The 23,166-nt window shown below is 70.4% G+C and carries 20 protein-coding genes (1 of these 20 cut by a window edge); 9 read left to right on the forward strand and 11 right to left on the reverse strand.

Going from position 1 to position 23,166, the window contains the following annotated elements:
* Positions 1-1,272 carry the 3' portion of a peptidoglycan DD-metalloendopeptidase family protein gene (locus IPK81_06520; protein ID QQS13855.1) on the forward strand. The gene continues 207 nt to the left of window position 1, outside the view, so 1,272 of the gene's 1,479 nt are visible here — the last part of the coding sequence; its start codon lies beyond the left edge, outside the window; it ends in the stop codon at positions 1,270-1,272.
* 244 nt (positions 1,273-1,516) lie between these two features.
* Here the strand turns inward: IPK81_06520 and IPK81_06525 are convergent, their stop codons facing one another.
* From IPK81_06525 to IPK81_06535, 3 genes are all read right to left on the reverse strand, one after another.
* Positions 1,517-1,744: a hypothetical protein gene (locus tag IPK81_06525; GenBank protein ID QQS13856.1), complete on the reverse strand. Its 228-nt coding sequence runs from the start codon at positions 1,742-1,744 to the stop codon at positions 1,517-1,519.
* Between the two features lie 4 nt (positions 1,745-1,748).
* A complete protein-coding gene (locus IPK81_06530; protein QQS13857.1) occupies positions 1,749-2,057 on the reverse strand; it encodes an STAS-like domain-containing protein in 309 nt (102 codons plus the stop codon).
* A gap of 277 nt (positions 2,058-2,334) precedes the next feature.
* Complete coding sequence (locus IPK81_06535; protein QQS13858.1) at positions 2,335-5,355, reverse strand: SAM-dependent DNA methyltransferase; 3,021 nt, start codon at positions 5,353-5,355, stop codon at positions 2,335-2,337.
* Positions 5,356-5,502: 147 nt separating this feature from the next.
* Here IPK81_06535 and IPK81_06540 point away from each other — a divergent pair, with 147 nt between their 5' ends.
* The 3 genes from IPK81_06540 to IPK81_06550 all read left to right on the forward strand — a co-directional run bounded on the left by IPK81_06540 (position 5,503) and on the right by IPK81_06550 (position 6,648).
* Positions 5,503-5,838, forward strand: coding sequence for a helix-turn-helix domain-containing protein (locus IPK81_06540; GenBank protein QQS13859.1), 336 nt, complete (start codon positions 5,503-5,505; stop codon positions 5,836-5,838).
* Between the two features lie 259 nt (positions 5,839-6,097).
* A complete protein-coding gene (locus IPK81_06545) occupies positions 6,098-6,322 on the forward strand; it encodes a DUF433 domain-containing protein (protein QQS13860.1) in 225 nt (74 codons plus the stop codon).
* Positions 6,319-6,648, forward strand: coding sequence for a DUF5615 family PIN-like protein (locus tag IPK81_06550; GenBank protein QQS13861.1), 330 nt, complete (start codon positions 6,319-6,321; stop codon positions 6,646-6,648). The genes IPK81_06545 and IPK81_06550 overlap by 4 nt, the downstream gene beginning before the upstream one ends.
* 123 nt (positions 6,649-6,771) lie before the next feature.
* Here the strand turns inward: IPK81_06550 and rpsD are convergent, their stop codons facing one another.
* The 5 genes from rpsD to IPK81_06575 form a co-directional block, all read right to left on the reverse strand.
* On the reverse strand, positions 6,772-7,386 hold the full coding sequence (rpsD, locus tag IPK81_06555) for a 30S ribosomal protein S4 (protein ID QQS13862.1): 615 nt from the start codon (positions 7,384-7,386) through the stop codon (positions 6,772-6,774).
* Between the two features lie 511 nt (positions 7,387-7,897).
* Positions 7,898-8,917 (reverse strand): tripartite tricarboxylate transporter substrate binding protein, encoded by a 1,020-nt coding sequence (locus IPK81_06560; GenBank protein ID QQS13863.1) that lies wholly within the window; start codon positions 8,915-8,917, stop codon positions 7,898-7,900.
* Positions 8,918-8,978: 61 nt separating this feature from the next.
* Positions 8,979-9,866 carry a fumarylacetoacetate hydrolase family protein gene (locus IPK81_06565; GenBank protein QQS13864.1) on the reverse strand — a complete coding sequence of 296 codons (888 nt, stop codon included), beginning with the start codon at positions 9,864-9,866 and terminating at the stop codon, positions 8,979-8,981.
* Positions 9,867-9,870: 4 nt separating this feature from the next.
* Positions 9,871-10,839 carry a tripartite tricarboxylate transporter substrate binding protein gene (locus IPK81_06570; GenBank protein QQS13865.1) on the reverse strand — a complete coding sequence of 323 codons (969 nt, stop codon included), beginning with the start codon at positions 10,837-10,839 and terminating at the stop codon, positions 9,871-9,873.
* Positions 10,840-11,200: 361 nt separating this feature from the next.
* The gene (locus tag IPK81_06575) at positions 11,201-11,971 is read right to left on the reverse strand and encodes an RNA methyltransferase (GenBank protein ID QQS13866.1); all 771 of its coding nucleotides are present in this window, start codon (positions 11,969-11,971) and stop codon (positions 11,201-11,203) included.
* 161 nt (positions 11,972-12,132) lie between these two features.
* Between IPK81_06575 and IPK81_06580 the strand changes: the two genes are divergently transcribed.
* The 3 genes from IPK81_06580 (at position 12,133) to IPK81_06590 (ending at position 15,696) form a co-directional block, all read left to right on the forward strand.
* A complete protein-coding gene (locus IPK81_06580) occupies positions 12,133-13,902 on the forward strand; it encodes an adenylate/guanylate cyclase domain-containing protein (GenBank protein QQS13867.1) in 1,770 nt (589 codons plus the stop codon).
* Positions 13,903-13,991: 89 nt separating this feature from the next.
* Positions 13,992-15,077, forward strand: a complete 1,086-nt coding sequence (locus tag IPK81_06585) for a Zn-dependent alcohol dehydrogenase (GenBank protein ID QQS13868.1) — start codon at positions 13,992-13,994, stop codon at positions 15,075-15,077.
* A gap of 196 nt (positions 15,078-15,273) precedes the next feature.
* A complete protein-coding gene (locus tag IPK81_06590) occupies positions 15,274-15,696 on the forward strand; it encodes a nuclear transport factor 2 family protein (protein ID QQS13869.1) in 423 nt (140 codons plus the stop codon).
* Between the two features lie 154 nt (positions 15,697-15,850).
* Here IPK81_06590 and IPK81_06595 read toward each other — a convergent pair whose 3' ends face one another.
* Positions 15,851-17,305 (reverse strand): SEL1-like repeat protein, encoded by a 1,455-nt coding sequence (locus IPK81_06595; GenBank protein QQS13870.1) that lies wholly within the window; start codon positions 17,303-17,305, stop codon positions 15,851-15,853.
* 194 nt (positions 17,306-17,499) lie between these two features.
* Positions 17,500-19,017, reverse strand: coding sequence for a DHA2 family efflux MFS transporter permease subunit (locus IPK81_06600; protein QQS13871.1), 1,518 nt, complete (start codon positions 19,015-19,017; stop codon positions 17,500-17,502).
* A gap of 143 nt (positions 19,018-19,160) precedes the next feature.
* On the opposite strand from IPK81_06600, the gene IPK81_06605 reads away from it, so the two are divergent.
* Positions 19,161-20,162 carry a transposase gene (locus IPK81_06605; GenBank protein ID QQS13872.1) on the forward strand — a complete coding sequence of 334 codons (1,002 nt, stop codon included), beginning with the start codon at positions 19,161-19,163 and terminating at the stop codon, positions 20,160-20,162.
* Positions 20,163-20,655: 493 nt separating this feature from the next.
* Here the strand turns inward: IPK81_06605 and IPK81_06610 are convergent, their stop codons facing one another.
* Positions 20,656-21,807 carry an HlyD family secretion protein gene (locus tag IPK81_06610; GenBank protein QQS13873.1) on the reverse strand — a complete coding sequence of 384 codons (1,152 nt, stop codon included), beginning with the start codon at positions 21,805-21,807 and terminating at the stop codon, positions 20,656-20,658.
* A gap of 417 nt (positions 21,808-22,224) precedes the next feature.
* Between IPK81_06610 and IPK81_06615 the strand changes: the two genes are divergently transcribed.
* Positions 22,225-23,019 carry a phosphodiesterase gene (locus IPK81_06615; protein ID QQS13874.1) on the forward strand — a complete coding sequence of 265 codons (795 nt, stop codon included), beginning with the start codon at positions 22,225-22,227 and terminating at the stop codon, positions 23,017-23,019.
* The last annotated feature ends 147 nt before the right edge of the window (positions 23,020-23,166 follow it).

Raw genomic sequence — 23,166 nt, forward strand, 5'->3', positions numbered from 1 at the left:
GCGACGACCACAGCGGCGCCATCGGCATCGGCGCCGGCTCCCTCGGCGTCGCCATCGACGTCCGCGCCGCCGTCGGCGACGCCCGCGACTCCAACTCCCGCGACGGCGGCGAGCGATCCGGACGGCGAGGCGCCGCAGCCGATGGACCGCTACGAGGTCACGGTGCGGGTGGAGAAAGGCGACACGTTCGAGTCGATTTTGCGCGACATGGAGTTCGCCCCGGACGAGATCCAGCGCGCTTTGGACGCGCTGCGGCCGGTTTTGAAGAACGCCAAGCTGAAGCCCGGCGAGACGGTGACCCTGCAGGTGCGGGCGCCGGCGCCGGGCGGCGGCGCGCCGACGCTGCTGGCGCTGGCGATCCGGCCGGAGGCGCGGCGCGAGATCCTGCTGGACCGCGCCGAGAACGGCACGTTCGGCGCCCAGGAGCGCATCTACAAGGTGGTGCCGAAGCTGATGCGCGCCGGCGGCGTGGTCAAACACTCCTTCCGCGGCAGCCTCGACGCGGCCGGCGTGCCGGGCAGCGCCATCGCCGAGGTGATCCGCGCCTTCTCGTGGGACGTCAATTTCCAGTACGACGTCAAAGGCGGCGACAAATTCGCGGTGCTGATCGAGCAGGCCCACACCACCGACGGCAAGCCGGTGGGCGCCGCGCGCCTGCTCTGGGCCGAGATCACGACCGGCGCCGGCAAGGCGTCGTGGTCGGTGTACCGCTTCCAGCCGCAGGGCGGCGCCGAGCATTTCTTCTACAAGGACGGCCGCAGCGTCATCAAAGCGTTCCTACGGACGCCGATGGACCTGTCGCGCGTGTCCTCGCGCTTCGGCATGCGCAACCATCCCATCATGGGCTTCACGGCGATGCACACCGGCGTCGACTTCGCCGCCCCGCACGGCACGCCGATCCTCGCCGCCGGCGCCGGCACGGTGGCGCAGGCCGGACCCAACGGCGGCTACGGCCACTGGGTCAGGATCGACCACGGCGGCGGCAACAGCACGGGCTACGCGCACATGGCCGGCTACGCCGCCGGCATCCGCCCCGGCGCCCGCGTGCGCCAGGGCCAGGTGATCGGCTTCGTCGGCAGCACCGGCGTCTCGACCGGCCCGCATCTGCATTTCGAGCTGCACCAGAAGGGCCGCGCCGTGAACCCGCTGGCGGTCAAGGCGACGCAGCGCGCCGCGCTCGGCGGCAAGGACCTCGAGCGCTTCAAGTCGGTGGTCGCGAAGACCGACACCTCGCGCGTCGCCGCCGACACGCTGGTGGCGCGCGGCGATTAGACGCCGCCCGCGCCGCTGGAGGGCGTTCGCGGAACCCGCCGATTCACGACCCCCGCCGCGCGCAAAACCCGATTCGGAATCCAGGCCAGCCGCGCATCGGATCGATTTTTGGCGCGTCCGCGAAAGGCCGATTCGCGGATTGTATATTGTATTTTGTATACAATATGCAAAACGGCGCCAGGAGGCCACGGCTCGCGGAGATAATCTTCTCGACTTACTAGATATGGACTTCTGGCGGCCAAAGTTACGTTCGCGACTGTTCGCTTTCGAACGCGAGCTGGGCGTCGAGCGCGGGGCACTTTTCGCGCAGCCGGATACCGAGCCGCGCCAGCGCGACCGCGTTGAGCAGCGACGCGCGCACCGCCGGCGCCATCGAGCGCGTCGCCAGCAGCGCCTCGACCTTACGCACGTAGCTTTCAAGCTCCGCCTTGTTGCGCGGGCGCCGCTTCGGGGCGTCGGGCGCGTCCGGCATGGGGCTACGCCGCCGCGCCGGGCGTCGGCCGACAGCGGCCCGCCTCGAACGCGAAGCGCTCCTTGATCGTGCGGTTGATCTGGCCGGTCGACTTCACGACGCGCAGGTGGCGCTTGATGAAGTCGAAGTCGAATCGCTCCAGCAGACCGATGAACGCGCCGTTGACGAACGACGTCGAGACCGCGTCGACGCCCGCGAACGACACGGTCGCCACCTCGCCGCGCGCGAGGACCGGCGCGATCAGATCGTGGATCGCGGCGCCGTCGTCGTAGGTGTAGGCGCGCGGCGCGTGTGTCAGAACGTCGATGGACATGCGGGCCACGTCGTCGCCGGGGTGGTGCGGACAATAAAAAAGGCAATGCCCGGCCGGAACCGTTCAAAGCCTCCTCTATCAGATTCGTCGCGGGGCGGGCGAAAGTCAACGACCGGATCGACCCGTCGGTCGTTTCCCTGTGAACGGCGCGACGCCGCACACCCATAGGTTGCCTCCGTCGACCCGCCGGCTTAGAAGCGGGGCGTCGGGGACGAAAATCGGCTCCATGCCGTGTGAGCGCGGGGCAGCGCCGTCCGTGCTCCTATATCCCCGGCGCCTACTTCTTTGCCTTGCGCGAGTCTCGTGGCGGTCCGTCGAGAAGGCGCGCGACGAGGCCGTCGATCCGTTCGGCAACGCCGGCTTCGGTCAACGCGTCACGGATCGCTTTCCGGGCGCGCACAAAAGGTGCTCCGTCGGCGATCTCGACCGCATGCGCAATCCCCTCCGCTTCGTCGGCCGCACGCGCGAGCGCTACATGCGTCGCATTCCGCACGTCGAATCGATCGAAATCCAACGCAAATATCACCTTATCGAAGTCACGCGCGCCCCACTGGCCGCGACTCTGCAAATGCTCGACCCTCTGGCGAGCTTCGTCACTATTGAGGATTGCGCACAAATATCGCCCCGCTTGGACCGAATCCGTCGCCATCCAATAGAGTTTATGATCGATTACAGCAGTGGGGTCGTTGATCAAGCAAGCAGCGGGAAGAGTACCTGCCTTTGAGTACACGACCCGAAGCGGGCTGATCGGAAACTGCGCGGATAGCTTTCCAAAGTAGTCTTGCTGTTCACGGAATGACATCGCACTTGACCGATGCTCGTTCCAAACAGCCTCAGAACGCCGCAACCAGTCTGCGAGCCCCGTCAGTCCTTCACGTTGAGCGGCTTCAGCAGACAACAATTCTCGCCGAAACGGCACCACTCCCAAGCTGGGCGCAAGAGTTCGATACGGCGCAATGGACTCGCCGAGAAGAACAGGACGAAGAAACTCGACCTCGACGTTACCTTGCAGTGATGGAAGTTCCTTCCATGGCTTCTTGTCCTGATTGCTTTTGCGACTCCGCACCAATGGTGCCGCCGCGCTACCACCGAGACGGCCCGCCTGGACACGCTCGACAAGGCACAGCATGCGCGGCACCAACGTCGCGCCTTGTCTAAAGGCACCACGATACGGTGACCCACCAGAATCCTTTGTCACCTCCTTCAACGCTGTCACCTCGACAGCGCGCCGCCGCAAATGACCGTCGGTCTCTCGCAGCGAGGCGTTGCGTAGCGGCAACCGGCCCTCGAACGCTTCGACGGTCGACGGTATCCCTCCCCATGGCGGACCGCGGGTGGCGAAGAGCACACAACTCGGCACCGGGAACAGTGGCGACACACCATCGAGGTCCCAAGCCTCGGTGAACGCGGCCTTGGGACCGGACCAGACGCCGGCGCGGAATTTCTCGAACTGGAGGCGGGTCAGCGCGGCGCGCGGCATCACGAACGCGATTCGACCGCCGGGTTTGAGATACTGATCGACACATTTGACATAGAACAGCGCCGACAGGTCCTGGTGCGTCGCCACTTTGCCGCCGACCCAGATATCGTAGGCCGCCATGTCGCCGCGCACACGGCCCTGCATGGCCTTCGACATGTCGCGCAGCGGCAACCACGGCGGGTTGCCGACGAGAACGTCCACGCGGCCGTCGCGCGCCGACAGCGACAGGGGCCGACCCAGATTGCGGACGACGTAGCCCCAGATGTGGTCGCGTCCGGCGTCCTGCAATCGCCGCAGCACCCTGTACGTCTGGGACAACGATCCAAGAAAGGGCTCGGCCTCCGGCACCCGACGCCGTAGCGCCGCGCTCAAGCCTTCGGCGGTGGCGCCAGCCTCGCTCTGCTGGATCATCAGATCGACGGTCGTGTCGAAGGCGACGGTGTGCGCGCAAAGCTCGCCGGGAAACACGAGGCTGGTCTCGGGCTCGCCATCGCTCGCCGGCGGCACCGGCACCTGGATTTCGCGCCCGGCCATGACGTTGACGACGGACCACTGCATCGCGTCGCTCAGGTACACCGGCACGGACACGGCGTCGCGACGTTCGCGGATGGAGTCGCCCAGCGCGAGGAGATAGGTGACGCGCGCGATGATGACGGCGACCGGATGGATGTCGATGCCGAAAATCCGCGCCGACGCCCCCTCGGCGATCCGATCCGCCGGGACGCCGGCCGCGCGCGCGGCGGCGACATAGCGGCGGATACCGTGGAAGAGGAATCCACCGGAGCCGCAGGCGGGGTCGAGGACGGTTTGCTCGAGCGGCCGTTCGACGGCGCGCTCGCAAACGAGCTGGGCCAGCCAGTCCGGCGTGTAGTACTCGCCGAGGTCGTGCCGCTGCTCCTGATCGATCAACGATTCGTACAGGACCTTGAGCACGTCCGTCTCGATATCGTCGAAGCGGAAGCGCAGGACATGCCCCTCGATCTTGCGGACCAGCGCTTCGCCGGCCGGCGAGGCGAGGACCCAATCGAAGAAATCGCTTTCGACCGCGCCGGCGATCCGCGCCTCGCGGAAATGCCGCCCCGACAGCATGTCGGCCGCGTCGCCGACCTCCAACCCGACGACCCGATGCGCGATGCACTTCGCGACGATGGTCAGGAACGTATGCTGGAACCATAGCCCGTCGTCGTTGATCGCGGACCCGTAGACGATCGCGAGAAACCTGCTCCAGAGCTGGCGTTTCAACGCCACCTCGGGCTCGGTCCCGACCTCGCGCCACAACCGGTCGAGATCGCCAAGGACGCGGCGGTAGGCGACGCTTTCCCGTCCGAGCTCGTTCGTGAACGTCAGGGCGTCGGCCGGCAGCGAAGACTGGATCGCGACCGCGCCGTCGAGCCACGCGAGCAGCCGTTCGGCCTCGCGATCCGCGTCGGTCGGACGCTTCAGGGCGGCGATCCGGAACTCGCGTAGCTCGACAAGCGCGCCGTCGCGCAGCTCGAACGCGACGTATTGGTAGCCGTCGGTCGCGAGACCGACGTAGCGGTCGCGCGTGGCGCCTTCCCGCTCCTTCAGGTAGCGGTCGATCTGCTCCTCGGCGTCGCCGCGCTCCTTCGCCAGATCGCTCTTGAACTCGAAGACCGTCCGCCCGAGCAGCGCGTCGATACGGCCGCGCGCTTCGGGTACGCGCTTCTCAAGGTCGACGTCCTTCGGATCGGCGCCGAGCCCTTCGATCAACAGATCGCGGATACCGGCGCGGACGTGCTCATGGCCGGGCTTGGTCGCCAGCCGCGCGACCGTCTCGGCGATGCGCTCGGAACTCATCCGCGCAGAGTCGTATAAACCAAGCGGCGGCGCAACCATCGCCGGCGCGGGCGGGCGCCCGGACACGCGGACATGGTATAGTCTGGCCCCCTCAAGCCACCGCAGGACAAGGCCGCGATGCGTCCCGCCACCGGAAGACACCACGACATGCGACGGGCGCTTGCCGAAGCGGCTGGCGACATGCGGCTCTACGACGAGGCGCGCGCCGGGGCGGCGGCCGACGCCGAGACGTGGCCGCTCGATCTGGCGAAGGCGCTGCGCGCGCCGGGGACGAGCCGCGTGCGCGCGATGCGCGACCACCGCGGCATGACGCAGGCGGCGCTGGCGGCGGCCGCCGGGCTGTCAACGCTGTACGTGTCGCAGATCGAGACCGGCCGGCGCGCCGGCTCGGCGCGCACCCGCGCGGCGCTGGCGGCGGCGCTGCGCTGCGATCCCGACCTGCTGCGTCATCCGGCGCCGAAGGCGCGGCGCAAGGCCGCGTGACGCGGAGGGCGGGCGTGGCGGCGTGGTAGCGAGGGTCGGCCAGCCGGACGCGCGGAGAATTTGCCGTCTTGCAGGCCTGACCCCACGGCCGTTGAAGTCGACCACCTGAACAGCAGAAGGGCCCCGGTCACACCGAGGCCCAGCGCCGGCCGGGAACAGCCCCCAACCCATTTGCCGGCGATGTAGGCGATGAACGGGTGGACGACAAGCCCGGCGTGGCCACCTTGCCGCCCCGCCCGCCGCGGCTACCCTCGACGCCATGGACCTTCTCGACCGCATCACCGTGAAGCCCGAGCGCTGCGGCGGCCGGCCGTGCGTGCGCGACACGCGGCTGCGGGTGGTCGACGTTCTGGAGCTGCTGGCGGCCGGCGCCTCGCACGAGGAGATCCTGACCGACTACCCGTTCCTCGAAGCGGCCGACATCCGCGCCGTCCTGCTGTACGCGGCGCGCCAGGCGGACCACGCCGTGCTGCCGGCCGCTTGACGTTCCTGATCGACAACCAGCTGCCGGTCGCGCTCGCGCGCTGGATCGCCGCCCGGGGGGTGGACGCGGTCCATGTCCTCGACGCCGGGATGGGCGGCGCCGACGACCGGGACATCTGGGCGACGGCGGTGGCGCAGGGCCGGATCGTCGTCTCCAAGGACGAGGATTTCTTCCACCTCGCGTCGCGTCCCGGCGATGCCGGCCGCCTGCTCTGGGTGCGCGTCGGCAACACGCGGCGCGTGGCCCTGCTGGCGCGCTTCGACGCGGCCTGGCGGGCGATCACCTCGGCGTTCGAGGACGGCCAGCGCATCGTGGAGCTGCGCTGATGTCGCGGGCGTGAAAAAGCCCGCGTCCTGGCGGGCGCGGGCTCGTTCGGGTGGCGCGGAAGACCGCGCGGGGCGTGGAAGACCACGCCCGGGGCGGGGCGCTCCCCGCCGGTGTCGCGGTCGCTAGCGGCTGTAGAACTCGACCACCATCGACGGTTCCATCTGCACCGGGTAGGGCACGTCGGCGAGCTTGGGGCCGCGCAGGAACTTGCCCTTCATCTCCTTGTGGTCGACCTCGATGTACTCCGGCACCTCGCGCTCGGCGAGCTGCACGGCCTCGAGCACGACGGCGAGCTGCTTCGCTTTCGCGGTGAGCTCGATGACGTCGTTGTCGCGCACCTGGTAGGACGAGATGTTGACGCGCCGGCCGTTGACCTTGACGTGGCCGTGGCTGACGAGCTGGCGCGAGGCGAACACGGTGGCGGCGAACTTGAGGCGGTAGACGACCGCGTCGAGACGGCGCTCGAGCAGCTCGATCAAATTCTCGCCGGTGTCGCCCTTGCGGCGGATGGCCTCGTGGTAGTAGCGGCGCATCTGGCGCTCGCCGACGTTGCCGTAGTAGCCCTTGATGCGCTGCTTCGACTTCAGCTGCTTGCCGTACTCCGTCTCCTTGGTGCGCTTGGCACCATGCATGCCGGGACGGCTCTCGCGCTTGTTGATCGGGCTCTTGGGGCGGCCCCAGAGGTTGACGCCGAGGCGGCGGTCGATCTTGTGCTTGGCGTTCTCGCGCTTGCTCACGTGGCGGATCCTTCTCGCTCTTTCATGTCCGGATAGGCCTGGATCGGGCCGCTGGGGCCCGGGCGGGATCGGGGCGCGAAGGCCCCGATCCACGTTCTCCGGAAGGAGCGCGGAATATACGGATCGAACGCGCGGAGTCAAATCGCGGGGAATTCTTTCAATTTCAGACACTTAACGCGACGCACGCCGCCCAATCGCCCTCTCCGCCGCTCGCGGGGGAGAGGGAGGGGACCCGTCGCGCAAGCGACGGGTGCGCCATATCGGCGAAACGCCGATATGGCGGGGGTGAGGTGGTGTCCGCACGAGAGGGAACGCCGGGGAGGAACGGAGGTGCGTCGACAGCGGATGCCGGCGGCTCCACGACGACCACCCCACCCCCGCCGTATCGGCTTCGCCGATACGGCCTTCCGCGCTACGCGCGGGCCCCTTCCCTCTCCCCCGCTCAGGCGCCGAAGACGGCGCCGACGCGGCGGAGAGAGAGCGCGGCGCGGCCGCGATTCGGCGGCCGGAGTCAGTCGACCTTGGCGCCGGCCTTGAGGATGATGGCCGCGAGGCGGGCCTCCTCCTTGGCGCGGTAGGCGGTGACGTCGGCCGAGCTCGACCACCACGCCGTGGCGCCCTGCTCGAGATAGGCCTTGATGACGTCGGGGCTCTCCAGCGCCTTCTTGCTGAAGTCCGAGGCGCGCTGGAGGATGGCCGGCGGCAGCTTGGCGGGCGTCACCAGCGCGGTCCACGAGCGCATGTCGAAGCCGGGGATGAACTCCGACAGCGCCGGGATGTCGGGCACCACCTTGCTGCGCTCGGCCGAGGTGACGGCGAAGCCCGTGACCTTGCCGGGCCGGTACTGGGCCAGCGAGCCGGGGATGTTGTCGAAGATCAGGTGCACCTGGCCGGCCAGGATGTCGATCATCGCCGGCGCCGCGCCGCGGTAGGGCACGTGCAGCATGTCGACCTTGGCCAGCTGCTTGAACAGCTCGCCGGAGATGTGCAGCGTCGTGCCGTTGCCGGCCGAGGCGTAGGAGTACTTGCCGGGGTTCTTGCGCAGCAGGTCGAGCAGCTCCGGCACCGTCTTGGCCGGCAGGTTGAGGTTGCCGACCAGCATGTTCGGCAGCCACCACAGGTTCGTGACGAAGGTGAAGTCCTTCTCGGCGTCGAACGGCAGCTGGCCCTTCTTCAACGTCGGCGAGATGGCGTGGCTGGCGATGCCGCCCAGGCCGCAGGTGTAGCCGTCGGGCGCCGCCTTGGCGACGATGTCGACGCCGAGGTCGCCGCCGCCGCCGCCGCGGTTCTCGACGATCCACTGCTGGCCGGTGATCTCGCTCATCTTCTGGCAGTAGATGCGCGACAGCGTGTCGGTGGCGCCGCCGGCCGGGAACGGGTTGATGTAGCGCACCGGCCGGTTCGGCCACGTGTCCTGGGCGCGCGCCACGCCCGCCGCCAGCATCGGCGCGGCCAGCGTCGCGCCCGCGCCGACGATCAGCGTCCGCCGCCGCGTCGCGATGATTCCGCCCGTCGTCTTGTCGATCGTCATCTCGGTCGTCCTCCAGCGTTCTTGTTCTTGACCCCGCCGGCGTCTCCGCCGGCGCGCGATCTTACGGCAACCCCGCGTCCGGTAAAGCGCGCTCGTCGCGGACGGCGTTGCGCAGGGTTCCGATCCCCGCGATCTCGACCTCGACCGCGTCGCCGGCCTTCATCCACAGCGGCGGCTTGCGCCCGGCGCCGACGCCCTCCGGCGTGCCCGTCGCGATGATGTCGCCGGGCGACAGCGGCGTGACGGTCGAGAGATAGGCGACGATGCGGGGGATCGGGTAGATCAGCTGGTCGGTCTTCGCACGCTGGACCTCGACGCCGTTGAGGCGCGTGGTCAAGGTCAGCGCGGCGGGATCGGGCAACGCGTCGGTCGTGACCATCCACGGGCCCAGCGCGCCGGTCGACGGGAAGTTCTTGCCGGCCGTCACGGAGTGCTTCTGGAAATCCCTAACGCTGCCGTCGTTGAAGCAGGTGTAGCCCGCGATCGCCGACAGCGCGTCGGCCTCGGCGACGTGGCGGCAATGGCGGCCGATCACGACGGCCAGCTCGCCCTCGAAATCGAGATTGGTGGAGACCCGCGGCCGGACGATGTCGCCGCCATGCGCAACGAGCGTGTCGTGCAGCCGCGCGAACACGCTGGGCTGGGCCGGCATCTCGCGGCCCATCTCGCCGACATGGCTTTTGTAGTTCAGCCCGACGCACAGGATCTTCGGCGGATCGGGGATGGTCGGCGCGAAGGTCAATCCATCGAGCGCCACGTCGGGCGCCGCCGCGTCGACGATCTCCGCCAGCCGCGGCAGCGCGCCGGCCGCGATCGCGGCGCGCAGCGTCGGCCAGCGGTCGCCGACGCGGCGCGTCAGATCGACGACGCCGTCCGCCTTCACCGCGCCCTCGCCCTTCACCGCGCCGTAGCGGGCGACGCCGCCCGCGACGTAGCTCAGCAGCCGCACCGCCCTACTCCACCCGGGCGCCGGACGCGCGCACGACGGGCGCCCAGCGCGCGATCTCCTCGCGGTAGAATTTCTCGAGATGGGCGCGGCCCATCGGCGGGATGTCGGTGCCGAGCTCGAGATAGCGCGCCTTGACCTCGGGCTTGGCGACGATCTCGGCGACGGCCTTCTCGAGCTTGTCCGTGATCGCCGGCGGCAGCCCGGCCGGCCCGGCCAGCGCGTACCACGAGGTGGCGGAGTAGCCCGGCACGGTCTCGGCGATGGTCGGGATGTCGGGCATCGCGGCGGAGCGCTCGGGCGACGTCACGGCGATGCCGCGCAGCTTGCCGCCCTTGACCAGCGGCCAGGTGCTGGGCGCGTTGCCGAAGATCATGCTGACCTGGCCGGCGATCAGGTCGTTGAGCGCCGGACCGCCGCCCTTGTAGGGCACGTGCAGCATGTCGACGCCGGCCATCTGCTTGAGCATCTCGCCCGACAGATGCAGCGAGGTGCCGGCGCCCGACGAGGCGAAGGTGTACTTGCCGGGGTTCTTCTTGAGCAGCGCGATCAGCTCGGCCATGTTCGTCGCCGGCACGCCGGGATGCAGCGCCAGCAGGTTCGGCAGCGACGCGAACATCGAGATCGGCGTGAAGTCCTTCTCGGGATCGAACGCCAGCTTGGCGTAGAGCGTGGGATGGATGCCGTGCGATCCCACCGTGATCATGCCGATGGTGTAGCCGTCGGGCGCCGCGCGCGCGAGCTCGACCGTGCCCACCGTGCCGCCGGCGCCGCCCTTGTTCTCGACCACCACGGTCTGCCCGAACAGGCGGCCGAGATGGTCGGCGACGATGCGGCCGATCGTGTCGGTGCCGCCGCCCGGCGGGAACGGCACGATGAAGCGGACCTGCCGGTTCGGATAGCCGTCCTGGGCGCGGGCGATCGACGGCGCGGCCAAGGCCGCGGCGCCCGCGATGATCTGTCGACGTGTCGGCATGCGCGTCGTCTCCCCTCGATTTTTCGTTACGACCGGCGGGGAGCCTACAACAAACCGCCCGCGATCAGATATCCCGGATGGCGCCGCCTTTGCCCTCTCCGCCGCGCAGCGGGGGAGAGGGAGGGGACCCATGCGGAGCATGGGGTACGCCGTATCGGCGAAGCGCCGATACGGCGGTGGTGAGGTGGTGGTCGGGTCGGAGGCGGTGTCGACGAGAAGCCGACGACGTTCGATACCACAGCCTGTCGCATTTCCTGACGCAGTTCGATCGATACGACGACCACCTCACTCTTCCCGCGCTGCGCGCGGGCCCCTTCCCTCTCCCCCGCTACGCGGCGGAGAGGGAAGAAACAACGCCCCCTCACGCCTTGCCGCGTTTGCGTTTGCCGATCAGCTCGCTGACGACGCCGTGCAGGGTGCTGACCTCCTGCGCGGTGGGGGCGGCGCGGGCGAACAGGGCGCGGATGTTGCGCGCCATCGTGGCGCGCTTCTCCGGCACGCGGAAGAAGCCGGCGGCGTCGAGCTCGCCCTCCAACCGGGCGAGGAACTCGTCGAGCTCGGTCTTGGTCGCGGGCTTGCTGATGTTGACGACGAGGCGCTCGTCCGGCGTCTCGATCCCCGCCTGCGACCATTCGTAGGCCACCAGCAGCACCGCCTGCGACAGGTTGAGCGACGAGAACGCGGGATTGAGCGGGAAGGTCAGCAGCGCGTCGGCCAGCATCAGCTCGTCGTTCTTCAGCCCGTTGCGCTCGGCCCCGAACAGCACGCCGCAGCTCTGCCCCGCCTCGGCCCAGCTCCGCAGATCGGCGGCGGCCCGCCGCGGCGACAGCACGCGCTGGACGAGGTCGCGGTCGCGCGCCGTGGTCGCCAGCAGGCGCTCCAGGTCGGCAGCGGCCTCGGCGACGGTGTCGAACACGCGGGCGGCGGCGAGCACCGAATCGGCGCCCGACGCGGCGCGCTCGGCCTTGGGGTTGGGCCAGCCGTCGCGCGGCGCCACCAGGCGCAGATCGCCCAGCCCGCAATTGAGCATGGCGCGCGCCACCATGCCGATGTTCTCGCCGAGCTGGGGGCGCGCGAGGATGATCGCCGGCCCCGGCGCGTCGGGAAGCTGTCCCTTGTTCGGCCGTCCCATGCGGCGGGTTCTACACCGGGCCGCGCCGGCGGGCGAGCGCGCGGTGGGCGCCTCCGAAGGGCGCCGCCGGCGCGGAACGGGACGCGGCGGCGGGTTGCCGGCGGCGTGATCGCGACTTAGCGTGCTGACGCCGCCGGAATGACGGCGCTGGGGGGAGTTTCGTGGCGCGCGAGCAACGCAGACTGGCCGCGATCGTGTCGACCGACGTGGTCGGCTATTCGCGGCTGATGGGCCGCGACGAGAGCGGCACGCTGGCGGCGCTCAAGGCGCTGCGCGCCGAGGTCGTGGACCCGGCGATCGCGGCGCATGGCGGGCGCATCGTCAAGACGACCGGCGACGGCCTGTTGCTGGAGTTCGCCAGCGTGGTCGACGCCCTGCGCTGCGTGCTGGAGACCCAGACCGCGATGGCGGCGCGCGCGTCGGACATGCCGGCGGACCGCCGCGTCGCGCTGCGCGTCGGCGTCAACATCGGCGACATCATCATCGACGGCGACGACATCTTCGGCGACGGCGTGAACGTGGCGGCGCGGCTGCAGGAGATCGCGCCCGAGGGCGGCGTCTGCATCTCCGGCCGCGTCCACGACGACATCCGCGACCGTCTCGACGCGGCGTTCGAGGACGGCGGCGAACAGACGCTGAAGAACATCGCGCGGCCGGTGCGGGTGTGGCGCTGGGCGCCCGGCGCCGTCGCGTCGCCGCCGGCCGGCGCGCCGGCCGTCGACGCGCCGCTGGCGCTGCCCGACAAACCCTCGATCGCCGTGCTGCCGTTTCAGAACATGAGCGGGGATCCAGAGCAGGAGTATTTCGCCGACGGCATGGTCGAGGACATCACGACCGCGCTGTCGCGGATCCGGTGGCTGTTCGTCGTCGCCCGAAACTCCAGCTTCACCTACAAGGGCGCGGCGGTCGACGTGAAGCGCGTCGGCCGCGAGCTCGGCGTGCGCTACGTGCTGGAGGGCAGCATCCGCCGGGCCGCCAACCGCGTCCGGATCACCGGCCAGTTGATCGACGTCGCCACCGGCGCGCATCTGTGGGCCGACCGCTTCGAGGGCGGCACCGAGGATATCTTCGACCTGCAGGACCGCGTGACGTCGAGCATCGTCGGCGTCCTGACGCCCAGCCTGGAGCGGGCGGAGATCGAGCGCGCCCGGCGGAAGCCGACCGGCAGCATGGACGCCTACGATTGCTACCTGCGCGCCGTGGCGAGCGCGCGGCTGTGGACCGTCGCCGGACTCGACGAGTCCATCGCGCTGTGCATGCGCGCGATCGAGCTCGACCCCAACTTCGCCGCCGCCTACGGGCAGGCCGCCCGGGGCTACACCCTGCGCAAGGCCAACGGCTGGCTGGCGGCGGGGGACGTTCCGGAGACGGACCGTCTGGCGCGGCTGGCGTGGGCGGTGGACCGGGACGACGCCGTGGCCATCGGCGCCGCTGGATACGGGCTCGCCTACGTCGTGGGGGACGTCGACACCGGCGCGGCCTATGTCGAGCGGGCGCTGTCGATCAATCCCAACTACGCGCCGAACTGGGGGTTCAGCGGCTGGATCAACAACTGGCTCGGCCGCCACGAGGTCGCGATCGAGCACGCGGCGCGCGCGATGCTGCTCAGTCCGCGCGATCCCTCCATCGAGATGATGCACATCAACACGGCCCACGCGCACTTCTTCCTCGGCCGCTACGACGAGGCGTCGGCGAGGGCGGGCGCGGCGCTCAGCCTGCGGCCGGACGCCCATCCCGCCCTGCGGATCGGCGCCGCCAGCGCGGCCATGGCCGGCCGGCACGCGGAAGCGGCCGCGCTCATGGCACGGCTGCGAAGCGCCTATCCAACGCTGCGGCTCTCGACGCTCGGGGACATTCTGGCTTCATATAGCGATCCCGCGAAGGTGGCGGCCTACCGCGACGCCCTGCGACTGGCCGGGCTGCCGGAATGACGGCGGGCCGCGGCTTGCGCCACCATCGCCGTCGCGCCTAGGCTCGCGCGGGGAAACGCCGCCGCGTCCAGCGGCACGGGAGATATGCGATGAAAGCCAACGCCGCCGTCATGCACGCCGTCAACGAGCCGTTGCGCATCGAGCAGGTCGACCTCGACGCGCCGGCGCGCAACGAGGTGCTGATCCGCACGGCCTTCGCCGGCGTCTGCCACAGCGACCTGCACTACATGGAGGGGCTCTATCCGCGCGCCTGCCCCTGCGTGCTGGGCCACGAATCGTCGGGCGTGGTGCTGGCGGTCGGATCGGACGTCACCTACGTCAAGCCCGGCGACCACGTCATCACCTGCGTCTCGGTGTTCTGCGGCGAGTGCGAGTACTGCCTGAGCGGGCGCATGTCGCTGTGCGTCAGCCCGGCGACGCGGCGTCCGGCCAACGGACCGCAGCGCATGAGCTACAACGGCACGCCGATGCCGCAGCCCGGCGTGCTGTCGTCCTTCGCCGACCACATGCTGGTGCACGAGCACGCCGTGGTGAAGATCCGCGAGGACATGCCGCTGGACCGCGCCGCGCTGATCGGCTGCGCCGTCACGACGGGCGTGGGCGCCGTGTTCCGCACCGCCAAGGTCGAGCCGGGCTCGACGGTGGCGGTGATCGGCATGGGCGGCATCGGGCTGTCGGCGATCAACGGCGCCGCCATCGCCGGCGCCGGCCGCATCATCGCCATCGACCGCGTGTCCTCGAAATCCAACCTCGCGATGGAGTTCGGCGCGACGGATTTCGTCGACGCCTCGACCGTCGATCCGGTCAAGGCGATCCGCGAGATGACCGACGGCGGCGTCGACTACTCGTTCGAGTGCGTCGGGCTGAAGCCGACGGTCGAGCAGTCGTTCCGCATGGTCAAGCGCGGCGGCTGCGCCACCGTCATCGGCATGATGCCGGTGGGCATGCGCTTCGAGCTGTCGGGCGCCGAGATCCTCGGCGAGAAGCGCATCCAGGGCTGCGCCATGGGCTCGAACCGCTTCCGCACCGACATGCCGCGCTTCGTCGACTACTACATGCGCGGCATGCTCAAGCTCGACCTGATGATCTCCGGCCGCGTGCGGCTCGACCAGATCAACGAGGCCTACGCCCAGCTCAAGACCGGCGCCGTCGCGAGGCAGGTGATCGCGTTCTGACGGCGGTTCGTCCGACGGGCCCGGTTGCGCCGCCCGACCCGGCGCCGCGCCACACGCACAAATCCCGGGCGCCCCCAGGACGTGATCGCCACGGGCAGCCTTCTTCCGCTCCAAAGGAGTATCGGTTGCTCGGCAACCGAGCGGCATGGCAGGTTGGCGATCAGCCGATGCGAGAACATCCAGTTTGGAGATCGAAATGACGCCGGTGGCCAACGTCAAACTCGTCCTCGACTATTTCGATGCATGCAACACCGGCGACATCGAGCAGTTGAAGAGCACTTTGGCGGACGACGTCGTCCATTTCTTCCTGCCCCGTGTCCATCCACCGATCCGAGGTTCGGAGCATCTGGCCAGATACTGGCGAAAGTTCAAAGAGGTGTACCGCCCCACATGGAAGATCGACCACACGCTCGCGAGCGGCAACGAGGTGGTCAGTGAATGGAGCTGCGCCTACACGTTGCCCTCAACCGGTGAACGAATGATGTTCAGAGGGACTGAATGGTATGTCGTCGAAGGCGGGCGCATCGCGGAGGTGCGCGCCTACTATCAGTACGACGAAGGCAGAGATTGCGAATTGACCGGTTTCCCGTACGCGGAGCGCGCTTACCTCGCCAAGTGACGCCCGTCTGCTCTGGTCCCGGCCGGGAATCCATCGTTCGGCCGGTTTGAGGGGATCCGCGGAGAACCGCGCGCGCGTTCGGCGCGGGCAAACCGACCCGGCCAACGCGTGGTCTCGAGACGACCCGGCCCACAGCCCGGCTACGCCCCCGCCGCTACTTCGGCGGCTTCCAGTCGGCGGCGAGGCGGCGGGCCTCGGCGACCTGGGCGGGGGTGAGCTCCTTCTCGAGCCGGGCGCGCTCGGCCTCGGCGTCCTTGTCGCCGCGCGCCGCGGCCAGCTCGAACCACATCAGCGCCCGCACCAGGTCCCTGGGGACGCCGTGGCCCTCCTGATGGAGCGAGCCGATGTTGTAGAGCGCGACCGCATCCTCCTGCGCCGCCGCCTTCATGTACCAGCGCATCGCCTCGGCGTAGTCCCTGGGCACGCCGCGGCCCTCCTCGTACATGAAGCCGATGTTGTTCTGCGCCGCGGAGTCGCCCTGCGCGGCGGCGCGGCGGTACCATTTGAGCGCCTCGGCCTCGTCCTTGGCGACGCCCCTGCCCTCCTCGTACAGCAACGCGAGGTTGGTCTGGGCAACGGCGTAGTGCTGGTCGGCGGCGTAGCGGTACCACTTCACCGCCTCGGCCTCGTCCTTGGGCACGCCGCGGCCCATCTCGTACATGTAGCCGATGTTGGACTGGGCGCGGGCGTCGTTCTTGGCGGCGGCGCGGCGGTACCACCTCATCGCCTCGGCGTAGTCCTGCGCCACGCCGCGGCCCTCCTCGTAGAGCACGCCCAGCGCGCTCTCGGCCGTCGGGTAGCCCTCCTCGGCGGCGAGGCGGTACCACTTCGCCGCCTCGGCGTAGTCGCGCTCCACGCCCAGGCCGCTCTCGTACATCTCCGCGAGGTTGGTCCGCGCCCAGGCGCTGCCCTGCGCGGCCGAGAGTCGGAACCATTTGAGCGCCTCGGCGTCGTCGCGCGCGGTGCCCATCGCGTCGCGCAGCATCACGCCGAGGTTGTTCTGGCCGCCGGCGTGGCCTTGCTCGGCGGCGAGACGGTACCATTTGACCGCCTCGGCCTCGTCCTTCGCCACGCCGAGCCCCTGGCGGTACAAGGTGCCGAGGTTGCTGCGGGCGTTGCCGTTGCCCTGGTCGGCGGCGAGCCGGTAGAGGCGGGCGGCCTCGGCGTAGTCCTGCTTCACGCCGCGGCCGAACTCGTACATGAACCCGAGATCGGCCTGGCCGGCGGCGTAGCCCTGATCGGCGGCGAGCCGGTACCACTTGACGGCCTCGGCGTCGTCGCCGGCGACGCCCCTGGCGTTGGCGTACATCACGCCGAGATTGTGCTGGCCCGGCGCGTAGCCCTGGGCGGCCGCCAGCTTGTAGAGGCGCACCGCCTCGGCCAGGTCCGCGGGCACGCCGCGGCCGTTCTCGTGCATGACCCCGAGATTGGACTGGGCGCGCGGATCGCCTTTCTCGGCAAGCGGCCGCCAGATGGCGATGGCGGCGGCGTGGTCGCCGGCGCGCGTCGCGGCCAGCGCGTCCTCGTGCGGCCCCGCCAGCGCCGGCGCGGCCAGCGCCCCGGACGCCATCGCCGCCGCCACCAGCGCGGCCTTGAGAACCTTGAGCACGACCCCGCCCCCGGACGAGGGACCGGCGCCATGGTGCGGCACGGCGCCGGCGATGCGAAGCCCCGGCGCGGCCGGCGCGTCGATCGTTACGCGCGGGCGGCGGCGAACATCCCCGGGCGGCGGGGCGCCTTCTCCTCCGAAGACGGGGGGGGGAAGGGAAGATCAGATCGCAGGCCGCATGACGCGTACCGGGATCAGCGCGGGCGGGGGGCCGGCTTCAGGAGGACGAGGAGCGGGATCGAGGCGACGATCAGCCAGGTCAGCACGTGGAAATCGTTGAGGTAGGCGATCAGGCCGGCCTGGCGCGTCAGTTCGGCGTCCCACAGCGCCAGGGTCGAGGCGCCCTGACCGCCGGCCCCGACCACCGCCGCCCAGGCGGGATTGAACGGCGAGATCGACGGCGCCAGCTCGGCCCGCGCGATCTGCGTGTTCTGGGTCAGCAGCGCCACCAGCACCGCGATGCCGACGCTGCCGCCGAGGTTGCGGGCCAGCGCGTTGAACGAGGCGACCTCGGTGCGCCGCGCCGGCGGCAGGGTGGCGAACATGATGGTGCTCAGCGGCGGCCACACGAAGCCCAGCCCGAAGCCCTGCAGCACGCCGGTCCACACCACCTCGGAGACCGAGACCTCGAGCGTGAAGCCGGTCATCAGCCAGACCGAGAGCGCGGTGATGGCGAATCCGATGGCGACGACGATGCGGCCGTCGAACATGCCGGCGATGCGCGCGAAGATCAGCATCGAGACCATGGTGCCGAGCCCGCGCGGCGCCAGCACCAGCCCGACCGTGATCGCGGGGTAGCCGCGCAGGCCCTGGAGGAACGGCGGCATCAGCGCCGCCGTGGCGATCATCACCATGCTGGCCAGCGCCGCGAACATCAGCCCGACCGAGACGTTGCGGTCCTCGAACAGGCGCAGGTCGACGAACGGATGGCCGGTGGTCGAGGCGTGGATCAGGAACATGGTGAAGGCCAGCGCCGCGACCACGGTCTCGACCACGATCTCCACCGACTCGAACCAGTCCAGCAGCTGGCCGCGGTCGAGCGTGAGCTGGGCGGCGCCGATGGCGATCGCCAGCAGCGCGAAGCCGGTGACGTCGAACGGCCGCTCGCGCCGCTCGTCGTCGTGGATCAGCAGCAGGATGCCGATGGCGCAGACGATGCCCACCGGCAGGTTGATGTAGAACACCCAGCGCCAGGTCAGCTCCTCGGTCAGCAGGCCGCCCAGCGTCGGGCCCATGATCGGCCCGACCATGACGGCCACGCCCCACATCGACATCACGAAGCCATGGTCCTTGGGCGGATAGGTGTCGAGCAGGATGGCCTGCGACAGCGGCACCAGGACCGCGCCGAACGCGCCCTGCAGCGCGCGGAACAGCACCATCTGCTCCAGGGTCGCGGCCGCGCCGCACATCATCGACGTCACGGTGAAACCGAATACCGCGCCCAGCAGCAGCCGGCGGCGGCCGAGCCGGCCCGAGAGCCAGCCGGCCAGCGGCGTCATGATCGCCGAGGTCACGATGTAGGAGGTCAGCACCCACGAGATCTGGTCGTGCGTCGCCAGCAGCGTGCCCTGCATCTGCGGCAGCGCGACGTTGGCGATGGTGGCGTCGATGACGTGCAGCAGCGTCGCCAGCATCATCGTCAGCGTGATCATCAGCCGCTGCCGCGGCGTCGTCGCCGCCTCCGGCCGCGGGCTCGCGGCGGCGGTGGTCATGGCGGGGCTGTCCTCCCTCTCCGCCGCGCAGCGGGGGAGAGGGTGTCTGGATCGGGGTGATGGTTCACAGAAAAGTCCGGGCGGATGGGTAACAGTGGGGGCATGCGATGGAGGTGTGCATGCCGTGGTCGGAGACGAGCGCGATGGAGAGCAGGGAACGTCTGGTGAGGGACTGGCTGAGGGGCGACGCGACGGTGAGCGAGCTCGGTCGGCGGCACGGTGTGAGCCGGCGGACGGTGTACGCGACGCTGGCGCGGTACGACGCGGAGGGCGTGGCGGGTCTGAAGGAGCGTTCGCACGCGGCGCGCCACCATCCGAACGCGATGGGCGAGGCGGTGGAGCGGCGGCTGGTGGAGCTGCGCGGGGAGCGTCCGACGTGGGGACCGAAGAAGCTGCTGGCGTGGCTGTCGGCGCGCGAGCCGGAGGTCCGGTGGCCCGGGCGGAGCGCGGCGGCGGCGGCGTTGTCGCGGCACGGTCTGACGGCGAAGCGGCGGACGGAGCGGAGCTGGCGTCCGCAGGGCGACGATCTGGGGACGGGCGAGCGTCCGAACGACGTGTGGTGCGTGGACTTCAAGGGCTGGTGGCGGACGCGCGACGCGCGGCGGCTGGATCCGCTGAGCCTGAGCGACCACCGCAGCCGCTACGTGCTGCGGCTGGTGGCGGTGGAGCGCTGCGACTTCGCGACGGTGCGGACGGTGCTGTCGGGGGCGTTCCGCGAGCACGGGCTGCCGCTGTCGCTGCGCTCGGACAACGGGCCGCCGTTCGCGGGCCGCGGGATGGGCGGGATCGGGCGCCTGGCGGTGTGGCTGGTGCGGGCCGGGGTCCGGCCGGAGCGGATCGCGCCGGGCCGGCCGCAGCAGAACGGCCGGCACGAGCGGCTGCATCTGACGGTGCAGCAGGACACGGTGCTGCCGGTGGCGCGGGACCGGCGCGAGCAGCAGCGCCGGTTCGCGGCGTTCACGCGGATGTTCAACGAGGAGCGGCCGCACGAGGCGCTGGACATGGCGACGCCGTCGAAGGTGTGGGCCCGAGCCCGCGTCCGTGGGACGGCGAGCTGCGCGCGCCGGAGTATCCGGCCGGATGGGAGGCGCGGGCGGTCAGGAGCAACGGCGAGGTTCGCTGGGGCGGGGAGATGGTGTTCCTGAGCGAGACGCTGGCCGGCGAGACGGTCGGCTTCGAGCCGACCGCGCGCGACGGCGTGTGGGTGGTGCGCTATGGTCCGATGCGTCTGGCGGCGATCGACGCCAAAGGAAAGTGAGCCGCCTGCGCCGGGGGTTAACCCCCGGCGCAGGCGCGGCCCGGCCCTCCAGCCGGGTGATGTGTTACCCATCCGCCCGGACGCTTCTGTTACCCATCCGCCAGTTCGCACAAGGGAAGGGGCCCATGCGCAGCATGGAACGCCGTATCGACGAAGCCGATACGGCGGGGGTGAGGTGGTGGCCGTGAAGTCCAAGGCATTCGATATCGACGCACGACTCTCGCGCGGCAGCACCGGAGTCGATACGGCGACCACCTCACCCTCCCCGCCGCTTCGCGGCGGGTCCCCTCCCTCTCCCCCGCTACGCGGCGGAGAGGGCGATTGGGCGACCGACGAGCGAGCCGACGGGAATGTCCGAGCCATCCGCGGAGCGCGCGCCGTCAGCGCGGCGCGGGCTGGGAGTCGGTGGCGCCGCCGCCGAACAGGCGGCCGAACATGGCGCCGAGCTCGCCCAGCGAGCGGCGGTGGCCGGTGTCGATCTCGACCTGGGCGCTCATGCCGACGCGCAGCGGCGGGGCGCCGGGATCGGGCCGCACCTCGACGCGCAGCGGGATGCGCTGCACGATCTTGACCCAGTTGCCGGACGCGTTCTGTGGCGGCAGCACGGCGAACTCGGCGCCCGAGGCCGGCGCGATGCTCGCCACGGTGCCGCGCCAGACGCGGTCGGGATAGGTGTCGACGTGCACGGTGACGGGCTGGCCGGGCCGCACCCGCGTAAGGTCGGTCTCCTTGAAGTTCGCCTCGATCCACAGGCCGGTGTCGGCGATCACGGAGATCAGCGGCTGGCCGATCGTGGCGCTGGCGCCGACGGTGGGCCGGCGCGAGGCGACGCCGTCGAACGGCGCCACGATGGTCGTGCGCTTGAGGTTGAGCAGCGCCTCGTCGCGCGCGGCGGCGATCTGGCGCACGCGGGGATGGTCGTCGGTGTGGACCTTGGGATCGCCGCCGAGCTGCGCCTCGATGCGCAGCATCTCCTCGCTCAGCATGGCGATGCGCTGGCGCGAGATGTCGAGGTCGCGCCGCGCCTCGTCGAGCCGCTGGGTCGAGGCGACGCCGCGCTGCGCGAGCCCGGCCTGGCGGTCGAAATCGGACTGCGCGTAGGTCTCCTGGCTCCTCGCCTGCTTGACCTCCTCGCGCTTCTGCCGCCACGAGGCGCGCAGGCCGCGGATCTCGGCGCGCACGTTCTCGAGCTCGGCCTCGACGCGGGCCAGCGCCAGCTTGTAGGGACGCTCGTCGAGCCGCAGCAGCACGGTGCCCTTGGCGACGCGCTGGTTCTCGGTGACCGCGACCTCGGAGACGACGCCCGCGACCTCGGACGCGATCAGCACCCGGTCGCCCTTGACGTAGGCGTTGTCGGTGCCGACGAAGAGGCCCGCGCCGAGCCAGAACAGCAATCCGACCACCGCGGCGGCGACCGGCAGCGACCACATGATGGCGCGCGCGACCATGCGCCGGTCCAGCCGGCGCCGGGGCGCCGCCGTCGCCGGCGTCGAGGCCGTCGCGATCCCTTCGCCGCCCGTGGTGTCTCTCATGCCCCTGCCGCGGCCTGCCGGCCGGAAATCGGCCGGCGACTCTTTTCGCCTTGGCGTGAATTGTCCCGTCGCGGGCGTTTCCGGTCAATCGCCGCCGGCGCATGGCAGCACGGGACGATCCACCGCCCCGGCGGGCCGGGAGCGACCATGTAAACCGTTGGAAACGCGGTGGATTTGAGCGCCGTCATTCCGTCTCGTCCGGCCGTCCTGAGCGCCAGCGAAGGGCCTCGCCACGAGCGCCGCACGGCCTTGGCCGAATTCGATCGCCATGTCGTCGTGCAGATCGAGGTCCTTCGCTGACGCTCAGGACGACGAGGAGGCCGGGCCTCGCTCGACGGGCGCGGCGGCGGCGCGGCCAGCGGCGATGACGGCGGACGCGCCGGCCGGTATCGTCCCGGTCCCCGCAGGAGCCGAGCCATGCTGATCGCGCAGATCACCGACACGCACATCAAGCCCGAGGGGCAGATCTCGTATGGCCATGTCGACACCGCGGCGTTCCTCGAGCGCGCCGTGGCGCATGTCATAGGACTGAAGGCGCGGCCGGACATGGTGCTGATGACCGGCGATCTGGTCGATTCCGGCGCGCCCGTCGAGTACGCGCGGCTGAGGGCGCTGATCGCGCCGCTCGACATGCCGGTGCACCTGATCCCCGGCAACCACGATTCGCGCGGGCCGCTGCGCGCGGCGTTCCCCGGGCACGGCTATCTGCCGGCCGACGGCTTCCTGCACTACGTGGTCGAGACGCCGGCGCTGCGTCTGATCGCGCTCGACACGCTGGTCGAGGGCGCCAGCCACGGCGCGCTGTGCGATGCGCGGCTGGACTGGCTCGAGGCGCGGCTGGCGGAGTCCGCCCGGCCGACCGTGCTCTTCATGCACCACCCGCCGTTCGACTGCGGCATCGCGGCGATGGACCGTGAGCGGCTGCTGCACGGCGCCGAACGCCTGGCCGACATCGTGCGCCGCCATCCCAACGTCGAGCGCGCGCTGTGCGGCCACGTGCACCGGCCGATCCAGACGCGCTGGGCCGGCACCATCGCGTCGACCGCGCCGAGTTCGGCGCACCAGATCACGCTCGACCTCGATCCGACCGCGCGCCTGACCTACATCATGGAGCCGCCGGCCGTGGCGCTGCACCGCTGGAACCCCACCGGCGGTCTGGCGAGCCACCTCAGCTACGTCGGCGATTTCGGCGGGCCGCGCTCGTTCAGATAGCGGGCGCCTGCCTCCTTCCCTTCTCCCCCGTCATCGGGGGAGAAGGTGGCGCGCAGCGCCGGATGAGGGGCGCGACGCCGCGGTCACTCGCGACCGTCGTCATGGCGCACGCGCGCGCCACGCGAAGGTGAGCGCGAAGACAACGAC

The sequence above is a fragment of the Rhodospirillales bacterium genome, from assembly GCA_016699855.1.
Taxonomy (GTDB): domain Bacteria; phylum Pseudomonadota; class Alphaproteobacteria; order Reyranellales; family Reyranellaceae.

Coding starts and splice junctions, on each gene's coding strand:
- IPK81_06575 (QQS13866.1), bottom strand. CDS start 11,971: ATGGGACGGCCGAACAAGGGACAGCTTCCCGACGCGCCGGGGCCGGCG.
- IPK81_06615 (QQS13874.1), top strand. CDS start 22,225: ATGCTGATCGCGCAGATCACCGACACGCACATCAAGCCCGAGGGGCAG.
- IPK81_06600 (QQS13871.1), bottom strand. CDS start 19,017: ATGACCACCGCCGCCGCGAGCCCGCGGCCGGAGGCGGCGACGACGCCG.
- IPK81_06560 (QQS13863.1), bottom strand. CDS start 8,917: ATGACGATCGACAAGACGACGGGCGGAATCATCGCGACGCGGCGGCGG.
- IPK81_06590 (QQS13869.1), top strand. CDS start 15,274: ATGACGCCGGTGGCCAACGTCAAACTCGTCCTCGACTATTTCGATGCA.
- IPK81_06610 (QQS13873.1), bottom strand. CDS start 21,807: ATGAGAGACACCACGGGCGGCGAAGGGATCGCGACGGCCTCGACGCCG.
- IPK81_06530 (QQS13857.1), bottom strand. CDS start 2,057: ATGTCCATCGACGTTCTGACACACGCGCCGCGCGCCTACACCTACGAC.
- IPK81_06535 (QQS13858.1), bottom strand. CDS start 5,355: ATGAGTTCCGAGCGCATCGCCGAGACGGTCGCGCGGCTGGCGACCAAG.
- IPK81_06525 (QQS13856.1), bottom strand. CDS start 1,744: ATGCCGGACGCGCCCGACGCCCCGAAGCGGCGCCCGCGCAACAAGGCG.
- IPK81_06585 (QQS13868.1), top strand. CDS start 13,992: ATGAAAGCCAACGCCGCCGTCATGCACGCCGTCAACGAGCCGTTGCGC.
- IPK81_06545 (QQS13860.1), top strand. CDS start 6,098: ATGGACCTTCTCGACCGCATCACCGTGAAGCCCGAGCGCTGCGGCGGC.
- IPK81_06540 (QQS13859.1), top strand. CDS start 5,503: ATGCGACGGGCGCTTGCCGAAGCGGCTGGCGACATGCGGCTCTACGAC.
- IPK81_06605 (QQS13872.1), top strand. CDS start 19,161: ATGGAGAGCAGGGAACGTCTGGTGAGGGACTGGCTGAGGGGCGACGCG.
- IPK81_06570 (QQS13865.1), bottom strand. CDS start 10,839: ATGCCGACACGTCGACAGATCATCGCGGGCGCCGCGGCCTTGGCCGCG.